Below are 12,571 nucleotides of genomic sequence, written 5' to 3'. Positions count from 1 at the left end.
ACAGTTCCCCGACTATCTATCAGGGTACGAGACCGAAACGGAAGCGAAAGGATACCTGGTGGGCGTGAGGGTCGTCTCACCTGACGCCGCCTTTGAGCTGACCATCTACGACGCCGCTCGCCTGGGGCAAGAAATCGCCGAAGAACTGCAATCTGATGGGTTTTTCGCCGCGGCCAATCTCGTGGTCGTGCCTCGCGTGACCCGCACCAATATCATCCAAGCGGTGGAACGACTTTCTCGAATCGACTTCCAGGGACTCATACCCCAGGAAAAAACGCAGGCCGGTTCCACCCGATCATCTTCATGACACCGCCATGGAACAATGCGGCCAATGACCAGCCAGTACCACGAGAAGCCTCATCCGCTGACATTGACGATTCTCCAGTTGTTTGACGACAGCACAACCGAACGCCGTCACATCACGAGGCTCCTGGCAGGACATCGCCGTTCTGGCAGGGGCGAAGTGTTACAGAGCGATAATCTGTATCAGCCAAGAAAAACTACTCCCCGGGGGCGAGGCCGGAGGCGTCAACGGCCTGCTTCACAAACCGCATTTTCCAGCGCCAGCCCGAGTACCGAGTGTGCGCAGGCCACAGCCAAGAGGAACAGTCGCCCACAACAGCACTCGCCGATCACGCAGTGCCCCACAGGGGCATCAGACGCGGGCGTAGCTACGCCGGTAGAGGTTGTCTTCGCCGTTGGCGCGAGCCTTCTCCCCTGGGCAGCATCAAGCAGGTGACCTGAACCGGCCATTTCTCTACCGTAATCACGCGACTACCTTCCGTGGCGATAGGTTGCCGTCGCCCCCACGACACCGCATCCCGGCGGCTGGGGGCACGTCCGTTCAAAGGAGCTTCCTATGCGCCATCTGTCTGTTCTGTCGCTGGCCACCGCCCTCGTCGCACTGGCCGGTACGCCCGCTCTCATATCGCCCGCCCAGGCCGCCGTCCTTCCCGCCGTCACGAAGGCGCCCTTCAGTACCGCCCAGGCGGCCGGTGAGGGCCCCGGCTGTGGTGGCCACCAGGCCGACTGGCGTTCGGCCGCCCTCACCTCGGGCTTCTCCGGCTCGGCGCGGGCCACGTTCTGGAACGGCAACAGCGGCACCTCCGTCAAGCGCCGGGTCTCCGTCGTGCCCGGCGGCGTGGTTCCCCTGCTGCCCAAGGGGGGCCTGGCGGTCATCGGCGGCAACGTCGACGACATCTACGCCGGACAGCCGAAGGCCTTCGCCGGCACCGGCACCGCCTCCAAGCGCGGCTACACCTGGACCGTGGCCCCCAGCTCCGGCGACGCCCCCCGCCCCGGCGGGACCGCCACCCTGCTCAACCCCCGATGCGCCGCGGGCAGCACCACCGTCACCAGCGCCACCTACCACTACCAGTCCAGGACCGCCTCCGGCGCCTACATCCGCACCCTCGTCGGAACCCTGAGCCGCAAGGCGTCGTGACGAGGGACCGGCGCGACCACGGCGTGACCGGCGAAACCCCGCCCGCGTCGCCCCCGGCTCGGTAGACCCGGCCACGCCAGAACTCACGACCGGCGCCAAACCGGTCCACCGCCGGGAGATCGGCCCGTTGACCCTCCGATCTCCCGGCGAACGTCGGTTACGCGGTTCCCGTGGCCTCGCCCGCCTCGGAGGGGCGCGTCTGGTTGTAGAGGACGCCCAGCCGGTCGATGCGCCAGAGCTGGCCGTACACGATGAGGGCCAGGCCGAACACGGTCGGCCAGATCTCCAGGGCGATCAGCCCCCACACCAGCAGGGCGAGTCCGGCGAGGCCGCCGACGGTCCAGACCCGCTGGGCGACCGCGAACCCGGAGGGCGTGCGGGAGCGGTCCCGCATCCACAGGCGTTCGCCGTAGATGCCCATGGAGGACCAGGCGGTCGGCCTGGTGATCGGCGGGAAGGCGTGCGGGTTGGCCCACAGCCACAGGACGACCAGCGCCAGCGGCGCCAGCGACCACCAGCCGATCCAGGTACGGCTCCAGATCGCCGTGATCGCCAGCGGCATGGCGGCGAACCGGGTCCAGACGCTCCACGGATTGGCGTGACGCCTCCACGCCTCGTCGGTCATTCCGGCCATGTTCGCGTATTTGTCCAGAACGCTCATGTCAGCATTCCCCTTGCCAGAGTCCTGATGGTGGCTTCGAGCACCGCCTCGTAGGCGGGGCCGAACCGGTCGCGGTTGAGAACGATGAGACCGACGCCGCGGATCACTCCGACGAGCGTCTCCGGCGGAATGTCCGCGACCACGACACCCGAGCGCTGTCCCGCGGCCAGGTAGTCGAGCAGCGGCGTGACGACCTGTGGGGCGACGCGGGCGATCTGCTCGGGGCCGACACGCCGGGTCACCGTCTCCAGTTCGTCCGGCCGGGTGAGGAGCCGCCGGTAGAGGGGGTCTCCGGTGAGCACGCCGGTGATGGCGCGCATGACGGCGGCCAGGCCCTCCTCTCCCGGCGGGTCGTCGAGGGCCGCCGAGATGTGGGCGGCCACCGCCGGGGCGCGACGGAGCATGATCTCCAGGTACAGCGACTCCTTGGAGTCGAAGAAGGAGTAGAAGCTGCCCTTGGCGATGCCCGCCGGGGCGACGAGCTCCTCCAGCGAGGTCTTCCTCAGGCCTTGCGTGGTGAACAGCTCCTCACCGGCGTCGAGCAGCACGCGGGTGATACGTGCCTTCTCCTCGGTGGTGAACGCGATTGCCAAAGCTATGACTCCTTTGGTCATTTGGTCATAGCGTACGCGCAAAAGGTACGAGCGGCCAGACGGGGGCGGGACGGAGGAGCGGAGGCGGACGGGAATCGAACCCGCCAGGCCGAGGACCTCGGCCTCACCGGTTTTGAAGACCGGGGGGTCCACCAGGCACCCAGACGCCTCCAAGGGAGAACATACCCGCGGACGGGTAGGACCGCGGGGAGGCGAGGGGACATGAAGGGTCATGAAGGTTCACGATGTCCCCTCGCGACCGTCGGCGGCCGACCGGAGGAGACGTAGATGGCAGCGGGACCCGGCATCCTCCCGGAAACGGGAGCGGAGACATCGGACACGGGCAGGCCCCGGCTTACGGGGTACGCCCACGGAGGCGGCTGCGCCTGCAAGATCCCGCCAGGCGAGCTTGAGGCCGTGGTCGCCGGGCTGCTGTCCGGCGACCGGCCGGACGACCTGCTCATCGGGCTCGACGACGGCGACGACGCCGCCGTGGTCCGCGTCGAGAGCGGCCGGGCGGTCGTGGCGACCGCCGACTTCTTCACCCCCGTGGTCGACGACCCCTACGACTGGGGGCGGATCGCCGCGACCAACGCCCTGTCGGACGTCTACGCGGTCGGCGGAGACCCGCTGGTGGCCGTCAACCTGCTGTGCTGGCCCAGGGACGTGCTGCCGATGGACCTGGCCAAGGAGGTCCTGCGCGGCGGCCTGGACGTGGCACGGGCGGCGGGCTGCCACGTGGCGGGCGGCCACAGCGTGGACGACCCGGAGCCCAAGTACGGCATGGCCGTCACCGGCCTGGCCGACCCCGCGCGGCTGCTGCGCATCGACGCCGGACGGCCGGGCCTGCCGCTGTCGCTGACCAAGCCGCTCGGGGTGGGCGTGCTCAACAGCAGGCACAAGGCGACCGGTGAGGTCTTCCCGCAGGCCGTCGCGGCGATGACGACGCTCAACCGGGACGCCTCACGGGCGGCGCTCGCCGCGGGCGTCGAGTGCGCGACCGACGTGACCGGCTTCGGCCTGCTGGGGCACCTGTACAAGCTGGCCAGGGCGAGCGGTGTGACGGCCGTGATCGACGCGGCGGCGGTGCCGTACCTGGAGGGGGCGCGTCAGGCGGTGCGGGACGGTTACGTCAGCGGTGGCACCCGCCGCAACCTGGCGTGGGTGGAACCGCACCTGGACCCCGGAGGCCTGGACGAGGAGGACGTGCTGCTGCTGGCCGACGCCCAGACCTCCGGCGGCCTGCTCGTCGCCGGGGAGGTGCCGGGCGCGCCGGTCGTCGGTGAGCTGACGGTCTTCGACGGCACGGCCGTACGGCTGCGCTGAGCACGCGGACGGTTCCGGGTCTCCCGGCACCCGAAGGCGTGCAGGTCTCAGGGAATCAGAGGACCCGCCCGGCTTCGACCCCACGGATCCGAACGGGCTCAGGAACCGGCGGGGACCGAGGCCGCCTGGCCCGCCTCCAGGCGCAGGCGCTGGGGGACGACGGTGTACCTGGGGTCGGCGGCCGAGGCCCGGCCCGCCGCGAGCAGGCCGAAACGGGTGTACAGCGCGCCCGCGGTGAGGGCGGCGCCGGACAGCGCGGTCAGGACACGGCTGCGTCCCGCCACGACGGCCAGCAGCCCGCCGCCGACCGTCAGGGCGCGGGCCACGCGCATCCTGCGCCCCGCCTCCCCCGTCCGGTACGGCTCGCCGACCAGCCCGAGCCGCCGCTCCATCAGCGCGCCCGCGGCCGTCTCGACGGCGGCCCCGAGTGCGCCCATGACCCTGGCCGGGGCCGCGGCCGCCCTCGGGGTGGTCAGCATGCCCGCGGCTCCCGCGCTGGCCAGCGCGCTCCCGGCGAACAGGAACGGCAGTTCCTTACGCGCCTCGTGCCAGGCGGGTACGGCGGTGTCGGCGAGCAGGACGGCGGTGTAGGTCGCCATCAGCGGGCCGGTGATCACCGCGGCGGCGGCGGAGGCGTCGCCCGCGACGGGCAGTACGGCCGCGACGGCGGGGGCGCGCAGAAAGGCGGGGGTCCGCCGGGCGGGCAGCAGGGGGGCCAGCGCCGAGGCGGCGGCCAGCCCGGTCGCCCCGCTGTGCGCGGCCAGGATCCACGAGCCCATGCTCATCGGGGAGGTCGGCTTGAACACGCGCAGCATGTTGAGGAAGCGCTCCGGCCTGCCCAGCTCGGCGACCAGGAACCCGGCGCCCGCGGCGGCGCCGAGCGCGGCGGTCACCCTGGCGGTGAGGGCGAGCCTGGGGGTTCCCGCGAGCCCGGCGACGGCGGCCATCGTGGCGGCGGCGCCGGACAGGCCGCCGAGGTACAGGTAGACCGGCATGTGCGGTTCGTGCCAGACGGGGGCTTTGATGATGGGCTGCCCGTAGTAGGACCGGAACCCGGCCTCGGGCACCATCGGCTCCTCCCCGCGCCTCACCTGCCCCTCCCCCGCTCCAGGGGGCCCAACGCCAGGAGACTCCGGCCCGGGAGGCCCCGGCTCAGGAGCCCTCGGTCCGAGGGGCCCCGGCCCTGGAGGCCCCGGCCTGCGCGGGCGCCCAGGAAGGACAGGGCGACGACGCCGGTGAGGGAAAGCGCGGCGCCCGCCGCCCACCGCCACATCTGCGGCAGGTCCCTCGTCGTGACCACCGGGTCCGGTGGCAGGCCGTACACCTCGGGCTCGTCGAGCAGCAGGAAGAAGGCGCCGTCACCGCCGACACCGTCGTCGGGGCTGGCACCGTACAGGCGGGCCTCCGTCCTGCCCTGCTCGTGCAGGCTCCTCACGCGTTCCTCGGCCCTGGCCCGTAGCTCGTCGAGCGGCCCGAACTGGATGGAGTCGGTCGGGCAGGCCTTGGCGCAGGCGGGTTCCAGGCCGCCGAGCTGGCGGTCGTAGCACATCGTGCACTTGAAGGCCCTGCCGTCGGGTTCGCGCCGGGCGATCACACCGTACGGGCAGGCGGGCACGCAGTAGCCGCAGCCGTTGCACACGTCCGCCTGCACGACGACCGTCTCGAACTCGGTGCGGAACAGCGCCCCGGTCGGGCAGACGTCCAGGCAGGCGGCGTGCGTGCAGTGCTTGCACACGTCGGACGACATCAGCCAGCCCTCAAGGCCGTCGCCGTCACCGTCCTCAGAGGCCGGGCGAGGACGTTCGATGAACGCCACATGACGCCAGGTGTCGGCGCCCAGGCTGCCGGTGTTGTCGTAGGAGGTCGCCCTGAAGACGAACCCGTCGTCGGGCACGTCGTTCCACTCCTTGCAGGCCACCTCACAGGCCTTGCAGCCGATACAGATGCTCGTGTCGGTGAAGAAGCCGGTCCTATGTGGTGTCACGTCCGTCACGGGAAGTCCTCGAATGATGAGTATCCAAGTTTCTGCCCTGACCTGGGAGAACGCCGAGGCTCTCTGAGCGGCTTGCCCGGGTCGGAGCAGGACAAACCTCTCAACGAACGTCGTGACGGACTCGGACCCGGATCCTTGTCACGCCACCGTGCGCCGGCGACCGCTCCGGGGTGCCGGCGCACGGTGGCGTGTCCTCACCTCCGGACCGGCGACCGGTGAAGATCCTCGGGCCTCGGGGCGAGGGCCTCGGTCTCGCGCAGGCCGAAACGGGCGTGGAACCGGCGCAGCGGGCGGGGAGCCCACCAGTTGGCCGAGCCGAACAGGGTCATCACCGCCGGCACGAGCAGGCATCGGACCACGGTGGCGTCGATGAGCACCGCGACGAACAGGCCGATTCCCAGCTGCTCGATGTCGCTGAGCTCGGCGGTGCCGAAGCTGGCGAACACGATCAGCATCAGCAGCGCGGCGCAGGTGATGACGCGGCCGTTGACCTGCAGGCCGCGCCGTACGGCGGTGTCGTTGTCCAGGCCGTCGTCGACGTTCTCCTTGATCCGGCCCAGCAGGAACACCTCGTAGTCCGTGGAGAAGGCGAACGCGAAGACGAAGACCACGAGGAACACGTACGGGCTCAGTCCCGGCAGGGTCAGCGTGTTCAGCGGATCGGCCAGCACGCCGTGCTGGAACAGCAGGGTCATCACCCCGAAGGTGGCCGCCAGCGACAACAGGGTCATCACCAGCGCGCTCAGGGGGATCAGCAGCGATCCGGTCATCAGGAACAGCAGCAGGAGCACCGACCCGACCAGGATGAGGACGGCCTGCGGCAGGTCGTCGAGGGTCTCGCGGACCAGGTCGATCAGTACGGCGGCCTCACCCGCGACCCACGACTCGGCCCCCGGCGGCCGGTCCGCGCGGATCCGCCGTACCAGGTCCTGCGCCGCCTCGCTCTGCGAGTCCGCGCGCGTGTCCATGACCACGGAGGTCAGTCCCGGTCCCTCCGTCACGACCGGCCGGACGGCGGACACGGCGGGATCCCCGCGCCACTTGGCCGCCCACTCGGTGAGGGTCGCCTTGTCGGCGCGGGAGACCACCATGACCGACGGGTTCACGCTCTGCCTGTAGCGGTCGGCCAGCTCGTCGGCGACCCGCACCGCCTCCATGCTGCGGGGCAGACCGGCCAGGTTGGGCTGGGCCACCCTGACGGTGAGCAGGGGGGCGGCGGCGGCCAGCAGGACCGTCAGGGCACCCAGGATGACCAGGGCGGGCCTGCGCTGTGTGAAGTGGCCGAGCCTGGCGAAGGGTCCTCGCTCGGCGCCGTCAGCGGGCTTGGCCTTCGCCGGCTTGATCCGCCTGCCGAGGAGGCCGAGCAGCGCGCCCGTCAGCGTCAGCGCGGCCAGCAGCGCGATCAGGGTGGAGGTCAAGCCCGCGACGCTGAGGGTCTGGAGCCGGGGAACGTCGAAGACCAGCAGACCGCTCAGGGTGGCGACGACCGTCAGGCCGCTGAAGACGATGGTCCGGCCTGCCGTGGCCCAGGTCCGTCTGACCGCCTCGGCCGGCACGTGACCGTCGGCCAGTTCCTGCCGGTACCTGGCCACCAGCAGCAGGCCGTAGTCGATGGACAGGCCGAGGCCCATCAGCGTGACCACGCTGATGACGGTGGTGTCCATCGCGATGAAGGAGGTGAAGGCCAGCACACCGGCGAACGCCCCGAAGATGGTGACCACCGCGCCGAGCACGGGCAGCATCGCCGCGGCGACGCCGCCGAACACGAAGACCAGCACCACCAGCGTGAGCGGCAACGCCAGCATCTCGGCCCAGTTCAGATCGGCCTGGGAGGTCTCGTCGGTGCCCCTGTCGATCATGTCCTGGCCACCGATGCCGACCTTCGCCCCCGGCAGCTCCTTCGTCATGGCCCGCAGGCGTTCGGCCGCCTTGTCCATCAGGGGGTCGCCCCGCTGGTAGTCCATCTTCTCCAGGGTGACGGTGATGGCCATGCCACGGCCGTCGGGGGCGATGAGCGGCTTTCCCACCTCCCTGACACCGGCGAGGCCGCGGATGTCGTCGGAGGCCCGCCGAACGGCCTCCCCGGCCCGCGAGGTGCCGGGGTCGACGCCGTCCAGCAGTGCCACGAGCTGACCGCCCCGGTCCCGTCCGTCGGCCAGTGTCTGAAGCGCCACATCGGACTCGGTGCCCTGCGGTGCCCGGTTCGCCGCCAGGGAAGCGAACAGCGGCCCCACCGAGCCGAAACCCACACCCACGACGAGCAGCCAGAGGACCAGCGTCCACCAGCGGAACCGGAAACAGAAACTTCCTAGCCGAGCAATCATGTGACCAGGCTCGCAACAGACGAGTGCCCGGTCACGGAAGGCAGTGCCCGACTTTTGGTGGCATTAGGTACAGGGAACTCCGACCCAGTTCGGCCAGAGGGACACACCCGTGACCCGGGTGAGCGCGGCGCGCCGCTCACGCGGGGGTTCCTCCATCGCGGCGCGCTCCAGGGCGAACGCGCGGACCAGGTCGTGGAAGTGGTACTGGGCCGACATCTCCCCGGAGGTCGGGACGCTGTCGAGCAGCCTGGCGTCGACCAGCTGTTCGACCAGGCTCCGTGCCTCGGCCACCTTCGCGTCGAGGACGACCGCGGCCGTCCACAGCGCGAAGTGCGACACGTCGGGCAGCGCCAGGAGGTGGAAGGCGCGTCTGACCGGAGAGGAGAGGCCCTGGTAACTCTGGAGCAGGCTGGCCCTGACGTTCGTGTCGGCTATCCGCAGCTCGTCCAGGCGGCGATGCTGGACGTCGAGCAGCCTGGCCAGCTGGGCCAGCTTCCAGTGGGGTTTGGTCGCCAGCCGGGCGCCGGCGATCCTGATGCTCAGCGGCAGGTAACCGCACAGCTCGACGATCCGGCCGGCCTTCTCCAGCTCGGACCTCATGCGGTCCGCGCCGACGATGCGGCCGAGCATGGTCATCGCCTCGCAGGGGTCCAGCACGGCCAGGTCGAGCAGCGGCACACCCTCAAGGGCCGCCAGCCGCGCCCGTCCCGTCACCAGGACCCCGCACCCACGGCCGGTGGGCAGCAGCGGACGGACCTGTTCCTCACTGAAGGCGTTGTCCAGCACCACGAGCACCCGCTGGCGGATCAGCCTGCTGCGGTAGAGCTTCACCCGTTCGTCGAGGTTCGGCGGGATCGCGGCGCCGTCCACGCCGAGGGACTGGAGCATGCCGCCGAGCGCGTCGAACGGAGTGACCGCGGGCGAGGAGAGTCCGCGCAGGTCGACGTAGAGCTGGCCGTCCGGATAGCTGTCCTGGCACAGGTGCGCGACGTGTACGGCGAGCGCGGTCTTGCCGACCCCGGCCATCCCGCTGATGACGCATCCGGTGATCGACGAGTTCGACCCGCACCGCTGCAGGATCGTGGACAGGTAGGTGATCTCGTGGGAACGGCCCGTGAAGTCCGCGACGTCCGGCGGCAGCTGGGCGGGACGCACCGCGGTGACGACGGCCGGGCGTGCGGAGGCCTCGTCTGCGGCGGGCGGCGGGTTGAGGGCGGGGTCGGCGGCCAGCACCCGCATGAACAGTTCCTGCAGGTCGTTGCTGGGGTCGATGGACAGGTCGTCGGCGAGCAGCCGCCGGAGCTCCTGGTAGGAGGTCATCGCCTCGGCCTGTCGGCCGCTCCGGTACAGGGCGAGCATGAGCTGGCCGCGCAGGCGCTCCCGCCACGGGTTGAGCGCGACGAGACCGGTCAGCTCGGAGCTCAGCTCGGCGTGCCTGCCGGCGGCCAGATCGGCGTCGATCCGGTCCTCCAGTGTGGCGAGCCTGGCCTCTTCGAGCTGTGGGCGTTCCGCGTTGGTCAGAAGGTCGGTCGCGCCGGCCAGCGCGGGGCCCCGCCAGAGGGCGAGTGCCCGGGTCAGGGCGGTGGCCGCCTCGTGCGGCGCGCCGACGTCGAGAAGCCTTCTGCCTTCTTTGGCCAGTCGCTCGAACTCCATCAGGTCGACCCTGACGGGGTCGGCCTCAAGAATGTATCCAGGCCGCTGGCGCATAATCTGAATGCCAAGCTTCTGACGGAGCCTTGACACATAGATCTGAATCTGCGCCTCCGAGGTCGCGGGTGGATGCTCTCCCCACAGCATCGCCGCGATTCGCGAGTCTGAGACTATTCGCGACCTTGCCAGTAAAAGCGTGGCCAGGAGCGTCCGCATCTTCGACGCGCTGAGCTTGACGGGACCCGATTCATCGCATACCTCTATCGGTCCGAGCAGATGAAACCGCAGATTTTGAGCAGGACTGATCAACGCCATTCTGTGCCCCCACAGTCGAAGCGTTTACCCCGTTTGTGTGCCATGCCTCCATATCTCGACCCACTTTGGGTAGTTTGCCATGAATTACAAGCCCATGTCGCGCAAGTCAGTAATAGTTATTGTTCAGTAAGAAACCTCGCACGGCAGATCGACCTTGATCGTCGTTCCCGCCCCTGCCGGGCTGTCGATGGCGAACGCCCCGTCCGCGGACGCGACCCGCTGGCCGAGCCCACGAAGCCCACTGCCGGTGCCCACGACGGCACCCCCGCGCCCGTTGTCGGCGATGCGCACGTGTAGCCAGTCACCGTGCTTGTTGACGGCCACCTCGACCCTGTCGGCTCCCGAATGCTTGGACACGTTCGTCAGGGCCTCCGACACCACGAAGTACGCGATCGACTCGATGGGCGGCGGTAACCGGCCGGGCAGGTCGACGGTGAGCTCGACCGGGATGGGTGAGCGGCCGACCACACCGGACAGCGCCGCGTTGAGGCCGAGGTCGTCCAACACCGCCGGATGCAGGCCGCGGATGAGGTCACGCAGTTCGGCCAGCGCCTGCGTGGCCTCCTCCCGCGCCTCGTTGATCGCGCGCAGCGCCGGTTCGGGAAGGTCGGTCAGTGTCTGCCCGGCGATGGCCAGCTTCACGGCCATCGCGGTCAGCCTCTGCTGGGTGCCGTCGTGCAGGTCCCGCTCGATCCTGCGGCGTTCGGCCTCTATCGCCGCCAGCAGCCCCGCCCTGCTCTCCACCAGTTCCTTCTCCCGCGCGCTGCCCAGCAGCGCCATCGCGGCGCTCACGTCGATGGCGACGGCCGCGCGGGCGACCCAGGGCGCGGCGAAGAGCGCGGCCGCCCCTCCCGCCGTCAGCCCGAGCAGGGTGAGCGGTTCGCCGAGGTGCCAGCCGAACCCGCTCTCGGCGAACCAGGCCCACAGCGGCGCCGTGGTGAAGGTCAGCGCGGCCGCCGCGGTCACGGCCGTCGCGGCGAAACCGACACCGCCGATCAGCGGGGCGATCAGGTGGTAGCAGAGCTGCCGCCAGGTCGACTCCCTGCGCGCCTCGCTCATCACCCGGCCGAACCAGCCTCCGGCGACGGGCCGCCGCGTGAACGGGATGTCCACCCCGAGCAGCGCGGTGAACCGGGAACGCTGGATCGTGCTGCAGGCGCGGACGCATGCCAGCAGCGCGACCTGCGCCACAACCGCCAGCACCGCCAGCACGATGGACAGCGACAGGCTCATGGTGAGCACGCAGAGCACACCGAGGACGAAGAAGCCGAGTAGCCCGACGGGCAGCCCCGCCGCCAGGTGCAGTACCGCCATCCAGGTCCTGGCCGTCAGAGGTGCCCGCAGAACCGCGCGTGACAGGCGCGCGAGACCGTGGCGCTCGAAGGTGGCGTTCTCGCCACGGTCCTGCTCAGGGGACATCGGAGGCGTTCCTGACGGTGACGTCGGCATAGGCGGTACTCGCCTCGATCGTGGTCGGCGCACCGGGATCCTGGCGGACCCCGATGTTCCTGTGTCCCTCGACGGCCGTGGCACGCACGTTGTAGGCGCGCCCCCTGGGCAGCCCGATCGTGACGTCGCCGTAGGACATCCGCGCCACGACGTGACGGGGAACCCCGGTGAAGCCCAGTCGCAGATCGCCGGATCCGCCGGTCACGGTGACGTCGGCGGCCCCGAGACCGGTGCCCTCCACGTTGCCCGAGTCCGTGTCGACCCGGATCGTGCCGCTCAGGTTCTCCAGCCTCACCTCCCCCGACGACGTGGTCACCGCCAGGGAGAGGTCTGCGGGCACCCAGATGTGGTAGGCCGTCGAGCACCCGGGCAGGTGCGGCGTGGACGGGCAGTCCAGGCTCAGCCGCAGCGTGTCGCCCTGCCACACCTCGTCGGCGACGGGCTTGCCGGAGGACCACGCCAGCCACCGCTCGACCTCCACGGTGCCGGAGTAGGACGCGTGCAGGACGACCTGCGTGTCGGCCACGTCGATCTGCAGCCGGGCCGGCCGGCGATACTCCTGCCGTTGCGTCTCCGACTGCCTGCCGAGCCAGGACAGCAGGGTCACCACGCACGCCAGGACGGTGAAGGCGAACACGGTCCCGCCGACGGCCAGCCAGAGCGGGCGCGATCCCCGTCGTTCACGAGTCACGTGCACGGACTCCTCCTGCCCGCGACCGTCGAAGGACGCGAGCGTCGAACGCCTTGTGTGCCGGACAGTGCCTGGATGCCGGATGCGGGTCTCAGCGTACTGCGACCGGTACAGGAGCGACAGAT

General features: G+C 70.3%; 11 protein-coding genes, 1 tRNA gene and 1 pseudogene. 3 read left to right on the top strand and 10 right to left on the bottom strand.

Annotation, left to right across the window (positions count from 1 at the left end; genetic code table 11):
• The first annotated feature begins 58 nt into the window (after window positions 1–58).
• Complete coding sequence (locus ACFOYY_RS08115) at window positions 59–307, top strand: hypothetical protein (RefSeq protein WP_386189012.1); 249 nt, start codon at window positions 59–61, stop codon at window positions 305–307.
• A 552-nt stretch (window positions 308–859) separates the two neighbouring features.
• A complete protein-coding gene (locus ACFOYY_RS08110) occupies window positions 860–1,444 on the top strand; it encodes a hypothetical protein (protein WP_352012690.1) in 585 nt (194 codons plus the stop codon).
• Window positions 1,445–1,601: 157 nt separating this feature from the next.
• Here the strand turns inward: ACFOYY_RS08110 and ACFOYY_RS08105 are convergent, their stop codons facing one another.
• The 3 genes from ACFOYY_RS08105 to ACFOYY_RS08095 form a co-directional block, all read right to left on the bottom strand.
• Window positions 1,602–2,105: a DUF6653 family protein gene (locus tag ACFOYY_RS08105; RefSeq protein WP_386189009.1), complete on the bottom strand. Its 504-nt coding sequence runs from the start codon at window positions 2,103–2,105 to the stop codon at window positions 1,602–1,604.
• Window positions 2,102–2,698 carry a TetR/AcrR family transcriptional regulator gene (locus ACFOYY_RS08100; protein WP_386189007.1) on the bottom strand — a complete coding sequence of 199 codons (597 nt, stop codon included), beginning with the start codon at window positions 2,696–2,698 and terminating at the stop codon, window positions 2,102–2,104. The genes ACFOYY_RS08105 and ACFOYY_RS08100 overlap by 4 nt, the downstream gene beginning before the upstream one ends.
• A 79-nt stretch (window positions 2,699–2,777) precedes the next feature.
• Window positions 2,778–2,870 (bottom strand) — tRNA-Sec (locus tag ACFOYY_RS08095).
• 116 nt (window positions 2,871–2,986) lie between these two features.
• On the opposite strand from ACFOYY_RS08095, the gene selD reads away from it, so the two are divergent.
• Window positions 2,987–4,024, top strand: a complete 1,038-nt coding sequence (selD, locus tag ACFOYY_RS08090) for a selenide, water dikinase SelD (protein WP_386189005.1) — start codon at window positions 2,987–2,989, stop codon at window positions 4,022–4,024.
• Window positions 4,025–4,122: 98 nt separating this feature from the next.
• On the opposite strand, the gene nrfD is transcribed toward selD, so the two are convergent.
• The 7 genes and pseudogenes from nrfD to ACFOYY_RS08055 all read right to left on the bottom strand — a co-directional run bounded on the left by nrfD (window position 4,123) and on the right by ACFOYY_RS08055 (window position 12,446).
• On the bottom strand, window positions 4,123–5,115 hold the full coding sequence (gene nrfD / locus ACFOYY_RS08085; protein WP_386189003.1) for an NrfD/PsrC family molybdoenzyme membrane anchor subunit: 993 nt from the start codon (window positions 5,113–5,115) through the stop codon (window positions 4,123–4,125).
• Window positions 5,112–6,017, bottom strand: coding sequence for a 4Fe-4S dicluster domain-containing protein (locus ACFOYY_RS08080; protein WP_386189001.1), 906 nt, complete (start codon window positions 6,015–6,017; stop codon window positions 5,112–5,114). The genes nrfD and ACFOYY_RS08080 overlap by 4 nt, the downstream gene beginning before the upstream one ends.
• A gap of 194 nt (window positions 6,018–6,211) precedes the next feature.
• Entirely contained in the window at window positions 6,212–8,341 is a 2,130-nt protein-coding gene (locus ACFOYY_RS08075; RefSeq protein WP_386188999.1) for an MMPL family transporter, read from the bottom strand.
• A 63-nt stretch (window positions 8,342–8,404) separates the two neighbouring features.
• Window positions 8,405–10,048 (bottom strand): BTAD domain-containing putative transcriptional regulator, encoded by a 1,644-nt coding sequence (locus ACFOYY_RS08070; RefSeq protein WP_386189447.1) that lies wholly within the window; start codon window positions 10,046–10,048, stop codon window positions 8,405–8,407.
• A gap of 18 nt (window positions 10,049–10,066) precedes the next feature.
• Window positions 10,067–10,207: pseudogene (locus ACFOYY_RS08065) on the bottom strand (winged helix-turn-helix domain-containing protein); the annotation flags it as partial.
• Between the two features lie 222 nt (window positions 10,208–10,429).
• Window positions 10,430–11,725 (bottom strand): sensor histidine kinase, encoded by a 1,296-nt coding sequence (locus tag ACFOYY_RS08060; protein ID WP_386188997.1) that lies wholly within the window; start codon window positions 11,723–11,725, stop codon window positions 10,430–10,432.
• Window positions 11,715–12,446: a DUF4097 family beta strand repeat-containing protein gene (locus ACFOYY_RS08055; RefSeq protein WP_362772028.1), complete on the bottom strand. Its 732-nt coding sequence runs from the start codon at window positions 12,444–12,446 to the stop codon at window positions 11,715–11,717. The genes ACFOYY_RS08060 and ACFOYY_RS08055 overlap by 11 nt, the downstream gene beginning before the upstream one ends.
• Between the last annotated feature and the right edge of the window lie 125 nt (window positions 12,447–12,571).

This window comes from Streptosporangium jomthongense, assembly GCF_042650425.1.
GTDB lineage: Bacteria > Actinomycetota > Actinomycetes > Streptosporangiales > Streptosporangiaceae > Streptosporangium.
Note: the sequence above shows the minus strand (reverse complement) of the source record. Positions and strands in the feature narration are given on the sequence as shown.

Bases quoted from the DNA above. Each gene is read 5' to 3' on its own strand.
- ACFOYY_RS08110 (WP_352012690.1), top strand. From the start codon at position 860: ATGCGCCATCTGTCTGTTCTGTCGCTGGCCACCGCCCTCGTCGCACTG.
- ACFOYY_RS08105 (WP_386189009.1), bottom strand. From the start codon at position 2,105: ATGAGCGTTCTGGACAAATACGCGAACATGGCCGGAATGACCGACGAG.
- selD (WP_386189005.1), top strand. From the start codon at position 2,987: ATGGCAGCGGGACCCGGCATCCTCCCGGAAACGGGAGCGGAGACATCG.
- ACFOYY_RS08075 (WP_386188999.1), bottom strand. From the start codon at position 8,341: ATGATTGCTCGGCTAGGAAGTTTCTGTTTCCGGTTCCGCTGGTGGACG.
- ACFOYY_RS08070 (WP_386189447.1), bottom strand. From the start codon at position 10,048: ATGCGCCAGCGGCCTGGATACATTCTTGAGGCCGACCCCGTCAGGGTC.
- ACFOYY_RS08060 (WP_386188997.1), bottom strand. From the start codon at position 11,725: ATGTCCCCTGAGCAGGACCGTGGCGAGAACGCCACCTTCGAGCGCCAC.